Consider the following 20,569-nt stretch of genomic DNA (forward strand, 5'->3'; position numbering starts at 1 on the left):
TGGCACCCCTCCGGGGGTGCACGGCCCGTCCCGCGCCCGGCGGTTGGACACCGACGCCGCGGACCCGGCTCGGTGGCCAACCACCAGGCGCACCCCGTCCTAGGCCGACACGTGCGCCACCCCGGGCCGGCCGCTCTGCACGTAGACACTGGCCCGCGTCGCGATCGGGGCGCCCGGCACGTCGACGTACGGCACGACGCGGTAGTCGGTGCGCATCTCGCGACGGCCGAGGTGGACCACCTGATATCCGCGCTGGGAGTTGTGGAACTTCATGTGCGGGTTCTCGGCCAGCCAGGTCACCCCGAGCGCGTCCATGTCCGTGCCGTTGCCGCCCGAGCTGATCGACGTGCCGAGGAACTCGGTGCCGATCGTGCGGGAGGCCGGGTCGGCGAAGTTCAGCTTGAGGTCGGCGGCCACGCTGCGGTGCGCGTCGCCGGTGACGACGAGGAAGTTCTCGACGTTCCGCTTCGCCAGACCGTCGAAGAGCCGCTGCCGCGCCGCCGCGTACCCGTCCCAGGTGTCCATGCCGAACGTCTCGGTCGGGCCGCCGGTGTGGTCGGCCTCCATCGCGAAGACCTGGTTACCGAGGACGTTCCAGCGTGCGCGCGACGCGCCGAGGCCCGCCAGCAGCCAGGCTTCCTGCTTGGCGCCGAGGATCTGCCGGTTCGGGTCCCAGCGCAACGACTGGTCGGTGAGTTGCTGGTCGCGGAAGCGCCGGGTGTCGAGCACGTCGAGCTGGAGCAGGTCGCCGAACGTCAGGCGTCGGTAGACCTGCATCTCCGGACCCCTGGGCATGGACGAGCGGCGCAGCGGCAGGTTCTCGTAGTACGCCTGGTAGGCGGCGGCCCGGCGCAGCCGGAACACGGCGGGGTCCTGGTCCGGCTCGGTGTCCGGCTGCGAGTGGTCACCGGCCCAGTTGTTCTCCACGTCGTGATCGTCCGGGGCGACCACCCAGGGCGCCGCCCGGTGCGCCGCCTGGAGTGCCGGGTCGAGTTTGTACTGCGAGTAGCGGATCCGGTAGTCGGTCAGCGCGAACGTCTCCGCCGCCGGGATGTGCGGGCGGCCGATCGTGCCGGCGCCGGCACCCTCGTAGATGTAGTCGCCGAGGTGGACCACCAGGTCCAGGTCCTCCCGGGCCATGTGCTCGTAGGCGGTGAAGAAGCCGTCGGTGTACGCCTGGCAGCTCGCGAACGCGAAGCTCATCGATTGAAGAGCGGCACCCGGCCGCGGGGCCGTGCGTGTGCGACCGACCGGGCTGACCTGGCCCGCGACACGGAACCGGTACCAGTACACGCGATCCGGCCGCAGGCCGTGCACCTCGGCGTGCACCGAGTGCGCCCAGTCGCCGGTGGCCCGCTCCACGCCGTGCCGCACCACCCGGCGGAACCTCTCGTCCTCGGCCACCTCCCACCGCACGTTCACGGCGCGGTCGGGCATGCCCCCGAGGCCGTCCAGGGCGAGCGGGTCCGGTGCCAGTCGGGTCCAGAGCACGACGCCGTCGGGTGACGGGTCGCCAGAGGCGACACCGAGCGTGAACGCATAGCCGGGCAGCGTGCGGTGGTCGCCCGAGGCGCCGGGGTTCGCCGAGGCGGGCTCGGCCGCCAGGATCGTCGCGCCGGCGGCGACACCTCCCAGGGCGAGGAAGTGACGACGCGGCAGCGTCCGGGGTGACTGCGACATGGAGGGGTACCTTCCGGAGGGCAGACGGTGTTGCGTGTGCTCCCTTGATCCCAACTGTCCGACATGACGCCCGCCGGAACACCCAGTGAACAGGGCCGGGGCATTCCACTGACGACGGTGACACCGCCGGGTCACGGGGAAGCGGCCCGCGCGGCGCCGCTTCCCCCGCGTGCTCCTGGGAGTTGTACGTCTGCGCCGTCACCGTGACGTCGAGGTCACCCGGTCGTCGTGCTCAACCCGTCCAATGCGACAACGAGGACGTGGTCGCGCTGCTCGGAGCGCGGGAAGTGCCCGGAGGCGATGGCGCTGGAGAGCCGCATCACGTCGTCGATCGTCACGTCGGCACGCACCTCGTGCGCCAGCTGCGCGCGCTCCAGCAGCGGTCCGCCCGCCGCGTAGAGCGCCCGCCGACACTCCTGGTACGCGGCGGACTCCCGGTTGAGGCCGGCGGCCAGAGGCTGCTTCGCTCCGATGTATTCCACGAAGCGCCGCAGCCACGCGTACAGGGCGGCACGGGGGGCCAGGGAGCCGACGTCTTCGGCCGCCTCGCACACCGCCTCGACCTCGGTGACGTAGACGTTCTCGATCAGCACCTCGCGGGTCGGGAAGTTCCGGTAGAGCGTCGCGATGCCCACGCCAGCGCGCCGGGCGATCTCCTCGAGGGGAGCGTCGGCGCCCTGCTCAGCGAAGGCGACACGGGCCGCCGCGAGGATCGCGTCGTAGTTGCGCGCCGCGTCCGCCCGGTGTGGGCGGGCCACGCGCAGGTGGGTGAGGGCCGTCACGGTGCCGATGTCTCCCAGTGCCAGCAAACGGAGGCCGCCTATCACTATAGTGATAAGTCGCCTCCACTTATCCGGAGGTCGCCTATCAGTCTAGCCCGAAAGAAGGCAGACCATGTCCCCGACTCCCGCCTCCCGCCGCGGGATCGCCCTGTCGCTCATCCTCGGCTCGCAGCTGATGATGACGCTTGACACCTCGATCATCACGACCGCGCTGCCACACGTGCAGCGGCAGTTCGGTTTCACCCAGTCCGGACTCTCCTGGGTGCAGAACGCCTACGTGCTGGCATTCGGCGGCCTGCTCCTGCTCGGCGCCCGGGCCGGCGACCTCCTCGGCCGCCGCCGCGTCTTCGTCGTGGGGATCGTCCTGTTCACCGCGGCATCCCTCGCCGCCGGTCTCGCGCTGAACGGAAGCTGGCTGATCACCGCCCGTGTTGCGCAGGGGCTCGCCGCCGCGCTCGCGGTGCCCTCCACGCTCGCCCTGCTGGTCGCCGACCACCCCGAGCCGGGGGCCCGCGCCAAGGTGATCGCCCTCTACAGCGCGGTCATCGGCGCCGGCGGCAGCGTCGGGATCGTGATCGGTGGAGTCTTCACCGACCTGCTGTCCTGGCGCTGGGGAATGCTCGTCAATGTCCCGATCGGCATCGCCATCGCGCTCCTCGCCCCGCGGTTCCTGGTCGAGACCGAACGCCGCCCCGGCACCTTCGACCTCGGCGGCGCGCTGACCTCCACCGCCGGCATGACCGCCCTCGTGTACGGCTTCATCCAGGCCGCAGCGGCCGGTTGGAGTGCGCCCACCACCGTGGTCTCGCTGGGCCTCGGCGCCGTCCTCCTGATCGCCTTCGTGCTGATCGAGCACCGGGCGCCGCAACCCATCACCCCGCTGCGGCTCTTCCGCAGCATGGAGCGTTCCGGGGCGTACGCCGGGCGGATCCTCATCGTCGGCGCGACCTTCTCCACCTTCTACTTCCTCAGCCAGTACCTCCAAGAGGTGCTGCACCTCAGCGCCCTGCAGACCGGCTTCGCGTACGTGCCCATCACCGGCATGTTCTTCGCCATGGTCTACGTCATCCGGCCCCTGCAGAACCGGCTCGGCCGTCCCATCCTGCTGGTGGCGTCTCTCGCCATCGCACTGATCGGCATGGCGTGGCTGTCCCGGATCTCGACCGAGTCCAGCTACTTCCCGGACGTGCTGCTGCCGCTTCTGGTGATCGGAATCGGTCAGGGCATCGCGATCATCCTGATGACCCAGGGCGGTGTCGTCGGGGTCGAGCCGCAGGACGCCGGCGCCGCATCCGGGCTGGTAAACGTCGCCCACCAGCTCGGCGGCTCGCTCGGCATCGCGGTCCTGACCATCGCGTACACCCGGGCCAGTGCGACGACCGACCCGACCGCCGGCTTCCACGCGGCCTTCACCGGCGCGGACGTCTTCTTCCTGATCGCACTGGCCTTGGCGGTCGTCGTGGCCATCGCGGGACGTCGTGCCCGGCAGCTCGCGGTTCTCCCCGCTGGCTGAGCGCGCGCGGGCTGTCGGGGCGGTCAGCCCGACAGCCCGCCCTCGCGCCGCCCGGGAGGCCGAGGGTGGTACTCGGGGCAGAGCTTCGCGCTGGCGAACGCCCCCTTCACCGCCGCGGAGAGCGCGGCCATGTCGTACGCGCCGTGGTGCCGCCGGCCGTTGATGAAGAACGTCGGGGTGCCGGTGACGCCGCTGAGGTCGGCGGAGTCGACGTCCTCGGCGACCCGGTCGACGCCCATCCGCTTCACCATGTGCTCCCGGAACTGGTCCGGGTCCAGGCCGAGCTGTACGGCGTAGCCGAGCACGTCGGCAGGGTCGAGTGCGTGCTGGTGCGTGAGGAGCAGGTCGTGCATCTCCCAGAACGCGCCCTGCGCCCCCGCCGCCTCGGCGGCCTCGGCCGCGAGTTGGGCGTGTGAGTGGACGTCGGTGAGCGGCAGGTGCCGCCACACGTACCGGATGTTGGCGAAGTCGGCCAGCAGTTCCCGGACCACCGGCTCGGCCTGCCCGCAGTAGGGGCACTCGAAGTCGCCGTACTCCACGACCGTCACCGGCGCCTCGACCGGCCCCCGCATGTGGTCGCGCTGCTCGTCGACCGGCAGCATCAGGTCGACGATCCCCTCGGTGACGCCCAGCAGAGCCCGGGTGCGCCGTGCCGGCGACAGTCGCCCGGCCGAGCGGAACACCAGCCAGGTGACGAGGGACGCGCCGAGCGTCGCGACGAGGATGCCGAGTTTCGCCTCGTCCAGGGCGGGACCGTTGAGCGCGTGGGTGGCGATCAGGAGGGCGACGGTGAACCCGATGCCGGAGACCGTGCCGACCCCCGCGACGGCGAGCCAGCCCACCGGCGGGCGGAACCGGTTGCCGCTCAGCCGGGCCACCAGCCACGACGTGGTCAGGATCCCGGCCGGCTTGCCGACGACGTACGCGACCACGACGCCGAGCGTGACCGGGGAGGTCACGGCCCGGGCCAGCAGCTCGCCGTCGACCACGATTCCGGCGTTCGCCAGTGCGAAGAGCGGCACGACCACATAGCTCGCCCACGGATGGAAGAGAGTCTGCAGCCGCTCGTTCGGCGACACCGCCGAGGTGAGCCCGGCTCGGGCCATCCGGGCGAGCTGCGGGGTGGGCTGTTCCCGGAAGAGGCGGAACTGGTCGGTTGCCCGCTGCAGGTCGCCGCGACCGGGGGCATAGGCGTAGGTCAGCAACCCCATCACCAGACCCACCGCGACCGGGTCGACACCGGATTTCGAGACGGCGACCCAGGCCGCCACCCCCAGCAGCGCGTAGATCGGCCCGAACCGCACGCCGCTCCCCCGTACCAGCAGGACGACGGCGAAGATGCCCACCGCGACGAGCAGCGCCATCGGCGAAGGATGCTTCGGGTAGGCGATCGCGAGCACCACGATGGCCAGCACGTCGTCGACGACCGCGACGGTCAGCAGGAAACCCCGCAGCCGGTCGGAGAAGCGCGGCCCGAAGACGGCCAGCGCGCCGAGCGCGAGCGCCGTGTCCGTGGCCATCACCGCCCCCCAACCCGCGGCGGTGGTGTGCCCGGAGTTGATCGCGAGATAGATCCCGATCGGCAGGAGCATGCCGCCGAAGCCGGCCAGCATCGGCAACGCCAGTCGACGCCGCTCCCGCAACTCGCCGATGTCGAACTCGCGGCGCAACTCCAACCCGGCCACCAGGAAGAAGAAGGTCATGAGGCCGCTGTTGACCCAGGTACGCAGGTCGTGTGACAGGGACCAGTCGCCGAGCTGGACCGACAACGACGTGTTCCAGAGCGACTCGTACGACCGGACGTGCAGATTGGTCCACGCGAGAGCCACCACCGCGGCGACCAGCACCAGCCGGGCACCCCCGGTCTCGGTACGCAGGAACGCGCGCAGCGGAGCGTTGAACCGCCCCTCCCAGGCGGTTCGGCTGCTCCATCCCCGGTGCGTGTCGTCGCTCGTCACGGAGACAATCCTTGTCGAACTGATCTCGACGCGGCGGTGAATCGTCCACCGCGTACGGCGTCGGTGGGGAGGGACCAACCACGCGATCATCGCGACCCGGCTCATGGTGTGGCTCGCCCAGGGCGGTGTCCCGGCGGAACACATCGCCCAAGCAGTCGGGCTACGCATACCGGGTCGTGACGGCGGCGTCGGTGGACGGATTCCAGACCTGGTCGTCTGGAGCAAGGCTCAGGCAGACGGCGTGTGGCTGCCGGTCGCCGACGTGCTCCTCGTGATCGAGATCGTCTCCCCCGGCTCCGAGGGGGTCCTCAACACGCGTCCGGAGGAGCACGGTCTCGGCTGAACGTGTCGTGACCCTCGTCAGGCGCGGGTGAGACGACCGTCCTGGTCGACGCGGAGGCGACCGCTGGTCACGGCGACGTGCAGCCCGTACCGGAGCAGTTTGTCGATCTTTTCGGTGCGGCGGCGATAGCCGAGCCGTTCCAGGCCGGCGCGCAGCAACCGCTCCTCGTCCATGCTCGGTACGCCCTGGAGTACGTGCACGAGGGCGTTGGCCACCTCCTCGGGTGGCACCTCCTCGAACGCGCGGTCGTTGCTCGCCTGCGTGACCCGGTACGCGCGGTACGTCCGCGGGTCGGCGTCCTCGGGCCAGGCGTACCGGCTCACGGTCGGGTGAGCGTGCAGGCGGCGGGAGTCGACGAGCGACAGGACGGCGACACGCCGGTCCTCCCGGGTCCGGAGGAAACCGAACCGGGCGAGGGCGAGGCGGGCGAGGCGGTGCTGCTCGATGGGTCCCTCCGCCTCGATGATCTCGCGGAGCGCGTTCCGCATCAACTCACGTACCCGCCGGTCGGTGGCCAGGAGGTCGAGGTCGGCCTGGTCGCCGAGCGGCGTGGGCACGTACGGCACGAACGGGCTCACCGTGCTGGTGTCCCCATCGGAGGCCGCCGTGACCTGGGGTGCGGTGGTCGCGGGTGCGGTGGCTGCGGCGGCGAGCGCGTTGACCGGCGGCGCCGAGACATCCGGGACGGGCTCGTCGTCCACGGCGAGGCGCGGCTGGGGCAGCTCGGCCGTCGCGGTCTGGTGCGGCGGCTCCACGTCCGCCTCGGAGCGCGGCTGCGGCAGCGCGATGGCCCCGGGCGGCGCGGCAGCCGCCGACGAGTCGGTTTCCGGTTCGGCGGTCGCGGGGGCGTCGGCCCGGGTGACCGCCTCGCCGACCCGGTCGAGCAGCGCCGACCGGTCGTGGATCCACGCCGGCAGCCAGAACCGCACGACCTCCGGCCAGCCCATGATCGAGCGCAGGAGCGCGGGCGCCGAGTCCCGGTCGGCCACCGTCGGGCGTGCGCTCCAGTCCGGGCCGTCGAGCATGACGGCGACCTGCCACCGTGGTGCGCCTGGTCGGCGTACCGCGATGTCCACGGTGAAGTCGGAAAGGCCGTGCGAGGTACGGACCTCGTGGCCGCGGTCGCGCAGCGCCGCGGCCACCTCGTCGCGGATCCGACTGCGCCGCTCGGTGCGGTCGGTGGCGAGGTCGCCCAGGCGCTCCGCGCCGGCGGCGGCCATCTCGCAGTACGCGCGCAGGTGCTGGGTGCCCAGCGCGGACGTGCGGGACAGGTCGATGTCGGACGGGTCGAAGGACGAGTAGAGGACGACCTGGCGGCGGGCGCGGGTGATGGCCACGTTGAGCCGCCGTTCGCCGCCGGCCTGGCTCAGCGGGCCGAAGTTCAGCGGAAGCTGACCGGTCTCCGGGCTGGTGGAGAAGGCCAGGGAGAACAGGACGACGTCCCGCTCGTCGCCCTGCACGTTCTCCAGGTTCTTCACGAAGATCGGCTCCGCGACCGCGCCGGACAGGTGCTCGCGGATGATCGGATCGGCGCTCTCCTCCAGCAGGTTGAGGATGAGGTCGCGCTGCTGGATGTTGAAGGTGACCACGCCGACGGACTGGGTGGCGGTCGCCGGGTCGTGCAGCCGCCGGGTGATGTCCCCGAGGATCGCCCGCGCCTCGACCTCGTTGGTGCGGGATCCGCCCCGGTCGTACCGGCCGTCGACGCGCCGCCAGCTGACGCCCGCCTCGCTGGCGGCACCGGGCGACGGGAGGCTGGACAGTTTGTTGTCGTAGTAGTAGCGGTTGGAGAAGGCGATGAGTGACTCGTCGTGACTGCGGTAGTGCCAGGAGAGCCACCGTTGCGGCAGTCCCGACTCGACGGCCTCGCCGAGAATGCTCTCCAGGTCCTCCGGCACGGGACCGTCACCCTCGTCGACCTCGTCCGGGCTGTGGCTGGCCTGCATGATGCTGCTCGGTGGCATCTGCCGGGAGTCGCCGACCACCACCACGGCGCTGCCCCGACCCATCGCGCCGATCGCCTCCGCCACGCGGATCTGCGAGGCCTCGTCGAAGATGACCAGGTCGAAACGTTGGCTCCCCGGTGCCAGGAAGTTCGCCGCGGACGCGGGGCTGACCAGAACGCACGGGGTCAGTGCGAGCACCGCGTCCGGGTACTGCTCGAACAGTTCCCGGAAGGACCGCCCGCCGCGCTTGCGGCGAAGCTCCGCCGCGAAGTCGGCGAAGCGGCCCCGCCGGTCGGTCGGGCTGAAGGGGCGGCGACGGACCAGCACCGACGGCAGCTGCGTGGGCAGCGCGGACCGCAGCTCACCGGCGGCCGCCTCGAACTGGCTGATCTCGTCGTCGTGCAGTTCCGCGTCGAAGTACTGCAGGCCGCCGGCCCGGACCCGCTCGGCGAGGGACGCCGTCGCGACTCCCCGCCGGTAGACCTCCTCGGCGAGACGCGCGGGCACCTCGGCACGCAGCAGTTGGTCCCGATAGTCGGTGAGACCGGCGGAGGCGAGCACGTCGGCGTGGGCCAGGACGGTCGCCCACCGGCGCAGCGGGAACAACTCCTCGCTCCGCAACTCGTGCAGCCAGGTCGCGCCGTCGCGCTGCCAGGCGTCCACCCAGTGCGCACCGGCGGCCCACCGGGCCAGCTCGGCCGCACCGGAGCGCAACACCCCGCGCCAGGCCCGCCACCGCGAGGCGAAGCGGTCGAGCACCACCGCGTCGGCATCGGTGCACCCGCCGTCGAACAGCTCCCAGGCTCGCGGGTGCCGGGTCAGGAGCGTGCGGCCCACCCGGGTCGCCTCGATCGCCTCGGTCAGCCGCTCCTGCGCGGCGGGGTCGGTGGGCTGCCACCGCGACAGCCGCAGCCCGCCCACCGCGCCGACATGCTGGTGGAGGGCCGCCGCCTGCGCCTGGGCGGCGACCAGCCGACCGGTGGTGACCTCCACCCGATCCACGTCGAGCGTCGCACCGGCGACCAGGTGCACCGCCAGCAGATCCGCGACGGCCTGCCGCCGCTTGCGCTTGCCGAACAGCTTCTTCGCCGCCTCCTGGGCCGCCGCGTGCCAGGCGGCCAGCTCCGGTCGAGCGAACACGTCCGGCCGGAAGGTGGCCAGCTCACCGGCGAAGCCCTGCCGGAAGGCCGCCAGGTCCGCCTGGAGCCGGGCCACCGCCTCGTCCCACCGTCGGTCGCCGGCGTGCAGGGTGGTCTGCCGGTCCGGCAGCAGTCCGCGTACGGCGAGCCAGGCGCCCGCCTGTAGCTCGCTCACCGTTTCCGGGGCGGGCAACGTCCGCAGCAGCTCGACCAGGTGCGGGTGGGCGGCGAGGTCGGCACGGAGGCGTTCGAGCTCACCGGCGATCTCGGTGACCGCGTCGCCGTGCAGCCCGTCGAGAGTGCGGCAGCCGCTGAGCGCCCACGGGTGCGCCGCCCGGAGTCGCGCCGATCGTGCGGCCGCCGGGAACTCCCGCAGGGTCGTCTCGACCTGTACGCGTGCCGGGGCGGGTGCGTGCAGGTAGGCCACCGGGATCGGGGCGACCGGGCCGTCGCCGTACGCCAGGGTCTGCTCGTAGGCCGACCAGAGCGACAGCCCGACGGGGTTGGCGGTGTGCACCTGGGCCGGGTAGTCGGCCAGTGGCGCGAGCCGCGTCCGGTAGGCCGTCTCGACGGCCGTCCACGTGCCGTCGCCGCCCTGGTCGTACTGGTCCAGTGCGTCGCGCAACTGCTGGCGGATCGCGTTGAGGGACTGCTTACGCCCGTGCAGGTCCAGCGCGAACGGCCCGAGGCCGACCTGCTTGAGGCGGCGCTTCACCACCTCCAGTGCGGCCTGCTTCTCGGCGACGAAGAGCACCGACCGGCCCGCGCCGACCGCCTGGGCGATCATGTTGGTGATGGTCTGGGACTTGCCGGTGCCCGGCGGACCCTCCAGGACGAAGGAGTGGCCGCGCTCGGCGCGCACGATGGCCTGCATCTGCGACCCGTCGGCGGGGATGGGCAGGTGCAGGTCGGCCTCGTCGACGGCGATCTCGACGTCGTGCTCCGGGCGGGCAGGATCGTCGAACGTGGCGCCGGAGGACTCGACCAGGTGCCGGACGACCGGGTTCTCCAGAAAGCGGGGCCAGTGGTCGGTGAGGTCCCGCCACATCTGGAAGGTGGAGAACTGCAACAGTCGAAGGCTGGCGGTCTCGTCGATGCGGTAGTTGAGCCGGTTGTCGAGCAGCCCGGCGTTGATCGCCGCGAGGGTCTTGGCGATGTCGATGCCGTGCTCGTCGAGGACCGGTCGCTCCAGCTCCGGGATCCGCACGCTGTGCCTGACCCGCAACCACTCGACCAGGCAGTGGTTCGGACTGGCGACCTCGGTGCCGTCGATGACCATCGCGTACGGGCGACGGCCGCTGCCGCCCTCGATGCGCACCGGCAGGAGGAACAGCGGCGCGTACGCCTCTCCCCCGGTCGTCTTCGTGTGCACCAGGGTGCCGATGGTCAGGTAGAGGTAGTTGCTGCCGGTCTCCTGCTCCATCGTGCGCGCCTCGCGTTGCAGCGCGCGCATCGCGGTCTTGTAGCGGGCGTCGGTGACCGCGCCGTAGACCCGCCGGTCGGTACGCAGCTCCCGGGTGAGGATCTCGGCGTCGAGGTCCTGCGCCCGACGCGTCCCGGCCAACTCGTGGACGTGACTGATGGCGTCCTGCGGGATGACCTGCACCTGGCGGCCGTCGTGGATGAGGTCGTCGAGCAGGGCCAACGCACCCGCCGGCACGTGCAGGTCCAGACCACGGCCCCGCTTGGGCAGGTTGAGCAGCGGATTACGCAGGCTCAGGTCGAGCAGCGACTTCTTCCACTGCTGGACGCGCGCCGGCGACCCGTCGGACTGCTGCGGCACCTCCTCGCCCTCGTCGGCGAACTGGCGCAGCCGCGCGGCGGCGACGCCGGGAGGCAGGTCGAGGGACGCTGTTGTCGCGGGCGTCGCCTCGGCTGTCTTCGGCGTCGCCTCGCTGTCTACCGCGGCGGGCAGGGGGCGGATCCCCGAGCGATGGGCCAGGTGCACGTCGACGACGCCCTGCACGCGCTCGCCGTCGCCGCGGAAGTGGCCGAGCCCGACGCGTACCGCCTCGGTGAAGGTCGCCGACTGCGCGCCCGGCCCGATGCGGGTCAGCTCGACCGGCACGGCCCGGCCCGAGTCCACCATGGAAACCAGCAGGTTGGTTTCGGTCACCGCGGCCGAGCCCAGCCGCTCCTCCTCCAGCAGGAAACCGCCGAACGCGTGCCCCGCGCCGATGAAGACGAGCGGGTGCAGCCCCGCCGCCTCCAGACACGCGGCGTACGTGACGGACAGGTCGAGGCAGTTGCCGAGCCGACCGTCGAGCACCGCCGCCGTCGTGCGCACCTTCTGGCCGGTGTTCTCGAAGGACGCCGGCAGGGTCTGGTAGGTGATCTCGAGTTGGCGCAGCGCCTCGTACACCGCGCCGGCGATCAGCGCCGCCCGCTCGGAGCCCTCCTGGTAGCCCTGCAGCGAGCCGGAGCCGGTCTTTGCGAGCAGGAGTTGGGCGGCGGCCCGTAGCACCGCCTCCACCGCCCTGGTGTTCGGCTGCACGAAAGCCGCCAGGCTGTCGTACAGGGCGGGGCTGTTGAACCACTCGTTGTGCGCCAACACCCTGGACGGGGCGACAAGCGTCAGTGCCTGCTCCTGCGCCTGCACCTGGAGGGTGTAGTCGACCGGGAACGCCTCGTCGGTGCGGTACAGCAGCGTGCGGTCGGGTGTGAAGTCGCGGAAGTCGTCCCAGCTCGTGCTCGCCCCGGGCCGTAACGGCTGGGTCAGCGTCCGTACCCACGGCTCGGTCAGCGCGCCGTCCGGACCGCGCAGTTCCAGCGTCAGTGTGACGTCGGTCAGCGGCACCACGCCTCGGTTGACGAGCGTGAGGTGACGGACCAGCGGCACCCGGTTGTGCACCAGGGCGGCGTTGATCGCCGGCTGCACGAGCAGCCCGACCTCGAGCTGGTCGTCGTCGGCGGTGAACTGCGCGAAGACGCTGTCGGACATGGCGTTTCTCCAGGTGGGGAGACCAGGTGGGCCAGCCTAGCGGCCACCTTGGCCGCCTGGGGGGATCCCCTCTTCGCGCCCGCTTTCAGAGGCGAGGCCGCGTCAGAGCCCAACTCGACGTCGGCCGCAATCTCTGTCAGCTCCTTCGGCCAGGCTGACGCACTGCAGAGAAAAGGACGGAGCTGACCACTCCACGAGTAACCCCCCTTCGCCAAGGCACTGCCCGTGCCATGGCCCCCGGGCCACGAACAGCGGGGATAGGCCGCGGGTCAGGCCTCTGGTTGTACGGCCTGCCCGTAGAACCAGCGGAGATGCTCGATGAGCGCCTCGCGAGCCTTAACGTTGACGAGGATGTCCAGAGGGAACCCGGGGCGGAGCGCGAGCTTGGCTGCCGCGATATTCACGCCCTCCAACTCGTTCAACCGCTCGCGGAATTGCTTCCGCAACTCGATGTCGTCGAACGGTGGCCGGGTGCTCAGGTGCTGGAACACTATCTCGAACTTACCGCTCGGGTAGATCGTCGCGGGCCAGATGTTGCCCAACTCGTGGTCCTTGCCACGCGCCATGAGGAAGCACGAGGTCTCGCCGCCGGTGCCATAGAACAACATGCCGCCCATCCCGGCCCAGGCTTCGAGCACCGCGACCGTGCCGTGCGCGACCTGCGCATGCTGAAGGTCCCTCAGCTGTTCGAGGAAGCGGTCGTCCAGCGGATTGTTATGTCGGGACCGTGGACGCAGGAGTTGGCCGGGCCCGTCCTGCTGCGGCATCCCGGCAAGTTGGGCCAGTTCCTCGACACCGATCCGCTGAGCCTGGCTGGCCCGACCATACGTGTCGAAGTCGACACCCTCCTCGCGCAGCAGGTCGTGCGGGTCGTCGGTGCGGGACGGCTCAAGCCAGCGGAAGTTCGGGGCTAGCACGCCCTCGGCCTGGAGCACCCGGTGTGCGTTCGGTGCGGCATGGTGGGCGAGCCGGGCACCGACAGAGACAGGGTGACTGCCGATCAGCGCGGCCAGATCACCGTACGCGGTCCACGAGCCGGCGGGCAGCGCGGCGAGCGCCGTCTTCATGACGTCCCAGGGCACCTCGGACTTGTTGCCCGCCTCCTCGGTGGGCCCGGGCCAGGTGGCGATGATCCGTTCGGCGAGCCCGTCGGCGCGCGCGTGGATCTCGGGGCGTCCCCAACGCTTCTGGTCGGCGATCTCCCGGCTGAGCGCGATCCCACTCTTGCCGAGTTGGGTCCGCTTGACAAGGAAAGAGCTGTTGCTCAGTTCCGAGTTGTAGCCGGTCAGGGTGAGGTTGCCCAACGTGTGCACAAGGGCCTCGTGCACCTCGGCGAAGCTCTCTTCGCCCTGCAGGTCCTCGCTCAGCATCTGCCGCCACTCCGCGGTCGGGCTCTGCGGCATGACGTGTTCGATGGTGAGCGACTGCGGCGCGACCGGCTCCTTGCTGCCGTACGACTCCTCCAGCCACTGAAGCACCAACTTGCGCTGGGTCGCCCGCCCGTTGAGGTAGAACGGGATGGACCGTACCGCCTCGCGCAGGCTGACGTCGGTGGCGTAGTACTTGCGGCCCACCGACAAGAACGCCCGGACCGCCTCGTCGACGGGCAGATCCTTACGCATGTCGGTCACGATGCGCAGCAGGACCCGGTTGATGCTCGCGGTGGCGCGACCGATGAGCAGACGGCGAATGAAGTAGCTCTCGACGTACAGCATCGCCGAGGCAATCTGCTCCGACGTCGCCGTTCCCTGCTTGCGGCGGTCCAGCAGGTGCAGCAGGAGCGGCAGGACGGTGGTGGTGTCCCAGGCGTTGAGCCGGGCCAACCGCCGCCGTACCTCCGGGTCCGGCTCCTCCTCGGGATGCAGGATGATCCGCAGGAGGGCGCCGAGGCGGCAGAATCGGCGCACCTCGGCTTCGATCTCCGCCTCGGTGTGCAGGCCGTTCAGCCTCGCCTGCTGCCCGACGTAGGTGTCGGTCTGTTTGACCTCGGGGTTGCGGTGCACCATGTCGAGCCAGAACAACTGCTCCATTTCCCCGGCGTCCAACTGCTTCTGCAGGGGGAACCACAGCGAGTCGTAGACCGCCTCGCCACGGTTGGGCAGGCGCATGAACAGGTAGTTGCGCAGCAGGTCAGCCTGGGTGAGTTTCAGGCCGGTGTTGTTGAGCGACTCGAAGATCCGATAGACGTTGTCGCCGGACTGCGCAACAACCGAGACCAGCGCCATCCCCGAGATGACCGCGTCCTCAATGCGTTCGATATCCAGCGGGTCGTCCGGGTCGTCGACGGCGACGAGTTGGGCCGCGAAGAACCGGTACGCCGCACCCACCTGGTCGCTGCCGCCGGCCTGAGGCGTCGCTTCGAGGCAGGCCTCGTAGGCGGTGCGGTCGGCCTGGGTGGGAACGAGCTTCAACCGATGAGTCGGCTTGTACTTGTTGATCAGGTATTCCTGGTTGATGCGGTCTCGGTGGTCTGGACCCTCATGTGTGGCGCGGTGGTCGCGGATGGCGCAGAGCAGAATGGACAGCGTGGTGAGACGTTGCTGACCATCCACCACAAGGAATTCGGAGACCGCCGGGCCTAGGGTGGGGCTGGGCGCGAGCACAAGCGAGCCGATGAAGTGCGTGAGGTTATGGTTTTCGACTCGCTCCTCGGCCAACTTACGGATGTCGTCCCAGAGTCGTCTGAGTTGCGAGTCCGTCCACGAGTAGGTCCGTTGGTACAGCGGCACCCGATACTGCTTCGCGCCTTCGAGCAACTCCCGCAGCGTCGTCTCGTGTGCCGCAACCATGTGCGCTCCCCTCGTCCCTGGCGTAATCCGGCCAGCCAACCAGACACCCGAATCGGATCAACGCCTCAGTCAAAAACGCGACTTCTCTGTTCGGCCACGGCAAGTCGGCGCGGTACCGAGTTCGCCGCACAGATGCTGACCAGCCTCAGCATCGCCGCCGGTCAGCGGGGGAGCTCCGCCTCGTCGGCGAGGACGCCTAGCCGGGAGCAACACCCGCACGTCTCTTCATCTCGGCACAGAGTTCAGTTCGCGCGATCGACCACCGGGAACGCCGGTCAACCCGCCCGGTAGGAGAGGTAGTAGCCCTCGTACGGCCAGCTGTGGAAGTTGTTGAGCTCGGACGCAGCGCCGGTGCAGTCGGAGGTCCGGTAGCCAGAGACGGATCCGAAGCCGTTCCAGCCGATCGCCCAGATCGCCTCGGCCGGGACCGGGCGGCAGATACCGTCGGGCGTGGCCTGCCTGCCGACGATGATCTGCGTGTAGGCCTGGTAGAAGACGAGGCCGGTGTCGGGAACCTTGAGCGTCTCGGCAGCGGCTGCGGGCGACGCCGGCATCGTCACGGCCAGTGTGGTGATCAAGGCGGCGGCGAGACCCGCAGCGATTCGGCTGGTAAATCTGCGCATGGGCTTCCCTTCCTAGCGGTGTTCAGGGACGGGACCGGAGCTCGATCAGCTCAGGGAGATATTTACTTGCATCGATTATGTTCCCCGTGTCAAGCAACCTGCCGCTGAGCGCTGTCGCTGAGCGTCCCGAACGCAGGGCTGGCTGCGAACTGGTCGCCTGCCATCCGAGCCGCGGGGGCGCTCGGAGGCGGCCGGGTCGGCCGGCGGCCGGTTCTTGACGATGCAACTTTCCCGCGGTAGCGTAAGTTAATTCATTCCCATCAATGGAAGTGGGTAGCTGTGCTGTTGAAACCCTTCGCCATCGCCGGGGTCATCGCAGGTGTGCTGGCCGTTGCACCCCCCGCCTCGGCGGCACCCCAGTCGGGGGCCGGCGTCTACCCGCCCGGGAACTGCCAGCCGGGCACATTCTGCGTCTGGCCCCACTGGGATCACCCGAACGGGGTTCCTACGGCGACTCCGTCCCTGGTGACCACCACGGAGTGGAGCGGCAATATCACGGGTTTCAACTACTACAACTACACGAACCGGAACGCCGAGATTAGCTGGTCGTTCACCACCCAAGGGAGGACCTTCACCGGCACGGACTGTGCTCCTCCTGGTGACGGATTCTTCTACGTTCCCATGACCGTGACGAAGGTGAGTTGGCGGACGCACGTCTGCTGAATCCCGCCGTCTTCTGCGTCGCCCGGGGTGCTCGTCCCGTCGCGTGTGCTCGACATTGACCCACCGTCGCCCCGCATCTCGTGCGGGTAGGGTCCCAATCATGACGATTCCCCACCTCACGGCAGCTGACGGGACCACCCTGCCGGCGATCGGGCTCGGCACGTACCGACTGAACGGCTCGGCCGGTGTCGACGCGATCGGGCAGGCGATCCGGGCGGGTTACCGGTTGATCGACTCGGCGGTGAACTACGAGAACGAGGGCGCGGTCGGCCGGGCCGCCCGGTCGGCGGGTGACGTGCGGGACGAGCTGGTCGTCACCTCGAAGCTGCCGGGGCGGCACCACCGCTACGACGAGGCGCTGACCACCATTGAGGAGAGTGTGTTCCGCACCGGTCTCGACCACGTCGACCTGTACCTCATCCACTGGCCGAACCCCAAGACCGACCTGTACGTGCAGGCGTGGCGGGCGCTGATCGAGGCGCGTGAGCGTGGCCTGGTCCGGCACATCGGGCTGTCCAACTTCCTGCCGGAGCACATCGAGCGGCTGGTGGCCGAGACCGGGGTCGCCCCGGTGGTCAACCAGATCGAGGTGCACCCGTACTTTCCGCAGCAGGAGGCGATCGACTACCACCGCGAGCACGGGATTTTGGTGCAGGGTTGGAGCCCGCTCGGCCACGGCAACGACCTGCAGGAGCATCCCGTCGTCGTGGAGATCGCGACGGCACACGGTGTCAGCCCGGCACAGACGATCCTCGCCTGGCACGTGGCTCGTCAGGTGATTCCGCTGCCCAAGGCCGCTTCCCCGCAGCGGCAGGTCGAGAACCTGGACGTCTTCGACATCAAGCTCACCGACGCGCAGGTCGAGGCCATCACCGCGCTGGGCCGCCCGGACGGGCGGCTCGCGGACCAGGACCCGGCGGTGTACGAGGAGTTCTGATCGCCCCGACCACGCTCGGCCTGGACCACGGAACGTGACGTCTGAGGGATCGGACGCGGTGGTGAGCGTGATGACTCACAGGCATCTTGATGCCGCACAGTCATCACGCTCGTCACCACATTGCCCGGCTGTTCCAGGGCGCTCGGATGTCGGCGGGACGAACGCTCAGACGAGCCCGCCGAGCGCCGGGTCGCTGATGCTGTCCTTGCCGTTTTCGACATGACCCGCGCAGCGGTACGCGAAGTCGGCGTCGCCCGCGACGGAGACCGTCAGGTCGTACCAGCCGTGGGTGCGGGCGAGCGCCCACGTCGCGCGCTCGGTCTCGCCGGGGCGCAGGGACAGCTTCACCGGGCGGGAGTTGTATCCGTCCCGGACGGTCACCTCGACCCGCTTCGACCCGCGGTTCTTGAGGGTGAGGGCGAGCTTGTAGTCCCGCTCGTCGTAGGCGGGGGCGACGTCGAGGTGGGACCGGCCGTCGGTGAACCGGCGGAAGAACCCGTTCGGCCCGTGCACCGACAGGTCGTAGCCGGAGGTGACCGGCCAGGTGTCGGTCAGGTGCTTGCCCGCCTCGACGGTGTAGCTGCGCGGGGCGTCCGCGCTGCCGGCCAGGCGGACCTGGAAGACCGCGGCGACCTTGCCGGAGTTGCGGAAGTCGATCCGGAGCGCGCCGTCGTCGACCCGGGCGTCGGCGTGCAGGGTGTACGGGATCGCGCGCGCCGGACGTACCCCGTGCTCCTGCTTCGGTAGCCGCTGGTCGGCCGGCGGGACCGGCACCTCGTCGGGGTGCCGGATCAGCTCCTCGGGCTTGAAGTCGTCGGTGTCGGGCAACCTGACCTCGCGCGAGCGGTTCGGGTGCCGGAAGTCGAAGGCCGTGGTCAGGTCACCGACGACGGCGCGCCGCCACGGGGTGATGTTCTGCTCGATCAGGTCCGGGCGGCCGTGCCCGAACCGCGCCTCCAGGAACTTGATCAGTGAGGTGTGGTCGAAGAGCTGCGAGTTCACGTAGCCGCCCCGCGTCCACGGCGAGACGATGACCATCGGCACCCGGATACCGAGGCCGTACGGCCCGGCCGGGTGGTCGGCGTCGCCCGGGAAGATCTCGTTGGTGGTGGGGACCGTCGACTGCCCGTGCTCGCGGGTCTGCGGGGGCGTCGGCGGGACCACGTGGTCGAAGAAGCCGCCCTCCTCGTCGTACGTGACGAAGAGCGCCATCTTGCTCCACACCTCGGGGTTCGAGGCGAGGATGTCGATGACCTGCGAGATGTACCAGGCGCCGAAGGCCGGCCCCCAGTTCGGGTGCTCGGTGTACGCCTCGGGCGCGGTGATCCAGGAGACCTCCGGCAGGCGTCCCGCCTCGACGTCGGCGCGGAAGTCGGCAAGCAGCGCCTCCGGGTCGCGACCCTGGGTCCTGATCTCCGTGCCGGTCTTCGCCTTCTCGGCCAGCGGCGTCCCGGGCTGCGCGTTCTGGTACTGGTGGAAGTAGAGCAGCGAGTTGTCGCCGTAGTTGCCGATGTACGGGTCGTTCGTCCAGCCCCACGACCCGGCGGCGTTGAGGCCGGTGCCGACGTCCTGGTAGATCTTCCAGGAGATGCCGTTGCGCTCCAGCCGCTCCGGGTACGTCGACCAGTCGTAGCCGGCCTCCGCGTTGGTGATGACCGGGCCGCCGCCCTTGCCGTCGTTGCCGACCCAGCCGCTCCACAGGTGATAGCGGTTCGGGTCGGTCGGCCCCATCAGCGAGCAGTGGTAGCTGTCGCAGACGGTGAACGCGTCGGCGAGCGCGTAGTGGTAGGGCAGGTCCTGGCGGGTGTGGTAGGTCATCGCCGTGACGCCCTTGTTCGGCACCCACCCGTCGAACCGGCCGTCGTTCCAGGCGGCGTGGCCGTCGTTCCAGCCGTGCGGCGGGTCCGGCAGGAAGGTCTGACCGAGATCCTTCACCTCGGGGCGGAACGGCAGCAACTCGTCGTCGCCGTTGGGTTGGTGCCAGACGTCCTTGCCGGACGGCAGTGTCGCCGGATGGGGGTCACCGAACCCGCGTACGCCGCGCATGGTGCCGAAGTAGTGGTCGAAGGAGCGGTTCTCCTGCATCAGGATGATGACGTGCTCGACGTCCTTGATCGAGCCGGTCCGGTTGTTCGCCGGGATGGCGAGCGCCTTGCTGAGGTCCAGCGGGAGCGCCGCGCCGATCGCGGGTGCGCCCATCGCCTTGAGGAAGGTACGTCGATCTACCGTGCCCATAACTCCGCCTTTGTGCGACCTGTCGAGAAACTGGCGACCGGACGCTATCGTCGACGGGTTGACGGCAGATGACAGTAGTTAGTTCGTTTTACGACCATTCGACGACCGGCTCCGCGCCGCGCTCGGGCTCATCCCGTGCACCCGCTTGAAGGCGGCGCTGAAGCCGAAGGCGTCCGCGTACCCGAGGTGTCTCGCCACGGCGGCGACCGTCGCCGTGGAGTCGGCAAGCATGTCGGCCGCCAGGGTCATGCGCCAGTCGGTCAGGTAGGTCAGCGGCGGTTCGCCGACCAACGCGGTGAACCGCGTGGCCAGTGTGGACCGGGAGACTCCCGCCTGCGCGGCCAGACTGGCCAGCGTCCACGGCCGGCCCGGCGCGTCGTGCATGGCGCGCAGCACCGGACCGACGGTGTCGTCGCCCAACGCCCGGTACCAGCCGGGAGCCTCGGCCTCCGGTTGGTCGAACCAGTCCCGCACCGTGCACACCAACAACCAGTCCAGGAGACGGTCCAGCACGACCTGCCGGCCGGGCCGACAGGCGTCGAGCTGCGCGTCCAGGTAGTCGCGTAGCGCGGCACAGTCCTGGTCGTCCGGGACGACAAGCACCGGCGGCAGCGCGCTCAGCAGTCGCTGGGGCACCAGAGCGCGCACGTGGTACACCCCGACCAGCAGCACCAGACGGTCGGCGGGATCCGTGCCCGCCGGCGCGGACGTGCCGGTGTGACCGCGCCGCACGTCCCGCAGCTCCCCCGGCTCGAAGCTCGACCGTGGCTCGGCGGAGAAGACGAACGGCGCCGGGCCGCGCACGGTGGCGGCCTCCCCGACCCGGACCAGGCGAGGCTTGTCGCTCTCGGGGTGGGAGATCCACCCCTCGCCGCGCATGGGCACACAGAGCGTCAGTGGGGCGCCGTCGGTGAACCGCAGCGCTCCCGGCGGAGTCAGCACCGACCGGCCGAAGGCCGCACCTTCGGCGTGCACGCCCCGCAGCAGACTGTCGAACGGGTCCATGACATCGACGATAGG

General features: G+C 70.2%; 11 protein-coding genes. 3 read left to right on the forward strand and 8 right to left on the reverse strand.

The window, feature by feature from the left end; genetic code table 11:
- Positions 1-99 precede the first annotated feature (99 nt).
- Together AB0C01_RS11825 and AB0C01_RS11830 are read right to left on the reverse strand one after the other, a co-directional pair.
- Positions 100-1,680: an alkaline phosphatase D family protein gene (locus tag AB0C01_RS11825; protein ID WP_357571005.1), complete on the reverse strand. Its 1,581-nt coding sequence runs from the start codon at positions 1,678-1,680 to the stop codon at positions 100-102.
- A gap of 215 nt (positions 1,681-1,895) precedes the next feature.
- The gene (locus tag AB0C01_RS11830; RefSeq protein WP_357249874.1) at positions 1,896-2,462 is read right to left on the reverse strand and encodes a helix-turn-helix domain-containing protein; all 567 of its coding nucleotides are present in this window, start codon (positions 2,460-2,462) and stop codon (positions 1,896-1,898) included.
- Positions 2,463-2,574: 112 nt separating this feature from the next.
- On the opposite strand from AB0C01_RS11830, the gene AB0C01_RS11835 reads away from it, so the two are divergent.
- Positions 2,575-3,975, forward strand: coding sequence for an MFS transporter (locus AB0C01_RS11835; protein ID WP_357249877.1), 1,401 nt, complete (start codon positions 2,575-2,577; stop codon positions 3,973-3,975).
- Positions 3,976-3,998: 23 nt separating this feature from the next.
- Here the strand turns inward: AB0C01_RS11835 and nhaA are convergent, their stop codons facing one another.
- Complete coding sequence (gene nhaA / locus AB0C01_RS11840; RefSeq protein WP_357249880.1) at positions 3,999-5,933, reverse strand: Na+/H+ antiporter NhaA; 1,935 nt, start codon at positions 5,931-5,933, stop codon at positions 3,999-4,001.
- Between the two features lie 103 nt (positions 5,934-6,036).
- Here nhaA and AB0C01_RS11845 point away from each other — a divergent pair, with 103 nt between their 5' ends.
- Positions 6,037-6,276 (forward strand): hypothetical protein, encoded by a 240-nt coding sequence (locus AB0C01_RS11845; protein ID WP_357249883.1) that lies wholly within the window; start codon positions 6,037-6,039, stop codon positions 6,274-6,276.
- Between the two features lie 17 nt (positions 6,277-6,293).
- Here AB0C01_RS11845 and AB0C01_RS11850 read toward each other — a convergent pair whose 3' ends face one another.
- The 3 genes from AB0C01_RS11850 to AB0C01_RS11860 form a co-directional block, all read right to left on the reverse strand.
- Positions 6,294-12,302 (reverse strand): DUF4011 domain-containing protein, encoded by a 6,009-nt coding sequence (locus tag AB0C01_RS11850; RefSeq protein WP_357571006.1) that lies wholly within the window; start codon positions 12,300-12,302, stop codon positions 6,294-6,296.
- Between the two features lie 269 nt (positions 12,303-12,571).
- Entirely contained in the window at positions 12,572-15,091 is a 2,520-nt protein-coding gene (locus AB0C01_RS11855) for a DUF262 domain-containing protein (protein ID WP_357571007.1), read from the reverse strand.
- A 275-nt stretch (positions 15,092-15,366) separates the two neighbouring features.
- Positions 15,367-15,714: a hypothetical protein gene (locus AB0C01_RS11860; RefSeq protein ID WP_357249892.1), complete on the reverse strand. Its 348-nt coding sequence runs from the start codon at positions 15,712-15,714 to the stop codon at positions 15,367-15,369.
- 763 nt (positions 15,715-16,477) lie between these two features.
- Between AB0C01_RS11860 and AB0C01_RS11865 the strand changes: the two genes are divergently transcribed.
- On the forward strand, positions 16,478-17,314 hold the full coding sequence (locus AB0C01_RS11865) for an aldo/keto reductase (RefSeq protein ID WP_357571008.1): 837 nt from the start codon (positions 16,478-16,480) through the stop codon (positions 17,312-17,314).
- 165 nt (positions 17,315-17,479) lie between these two features.
- Here AB0C01_RS11865 and AB0C01_RS11870 read toward each other — a convergent pair whose 3' ends face one another.
- Together AB0C01_RS11870 and AB0C01_RS11875 are read right to left on the reverse strand one after the other, a co-directional pair.
- Positions 17,480-19,549 (reverse strand): phosphocholine-specific phospholipase C, encoded by a 2,070-nt coding sequence (locus tag AB0C01_RS11870; RefSeq protein WP_357571009.1) that lies wholly within the window; start codon positions 19,547-19,549, stop codon positions 17,480-17,482.
- Positions 19,550-19,627: 78 nt separating this feature from the next.
- Complete coding sequence (locus AB0C01_RS11875; protein WP_357571010.1) at positions 19,628-20,554, reverse strand: AraC family transcriptional regulator; 927 nt, start codon at positions 20,552-20,554, stop codon at positions 19,628-19,630.
- Positions 20,555-20,569 lie beyond the last annotated feature (15 nt).

It is taken from the genome of Micromonospora sp. NPDC048905 (assembly GCF_040649655.1).
Lineage (GTDB): Bacteria > Actinomycetota > Actinomycetes > Mycobacteriales > Micromonosporaceae > Micromonospora.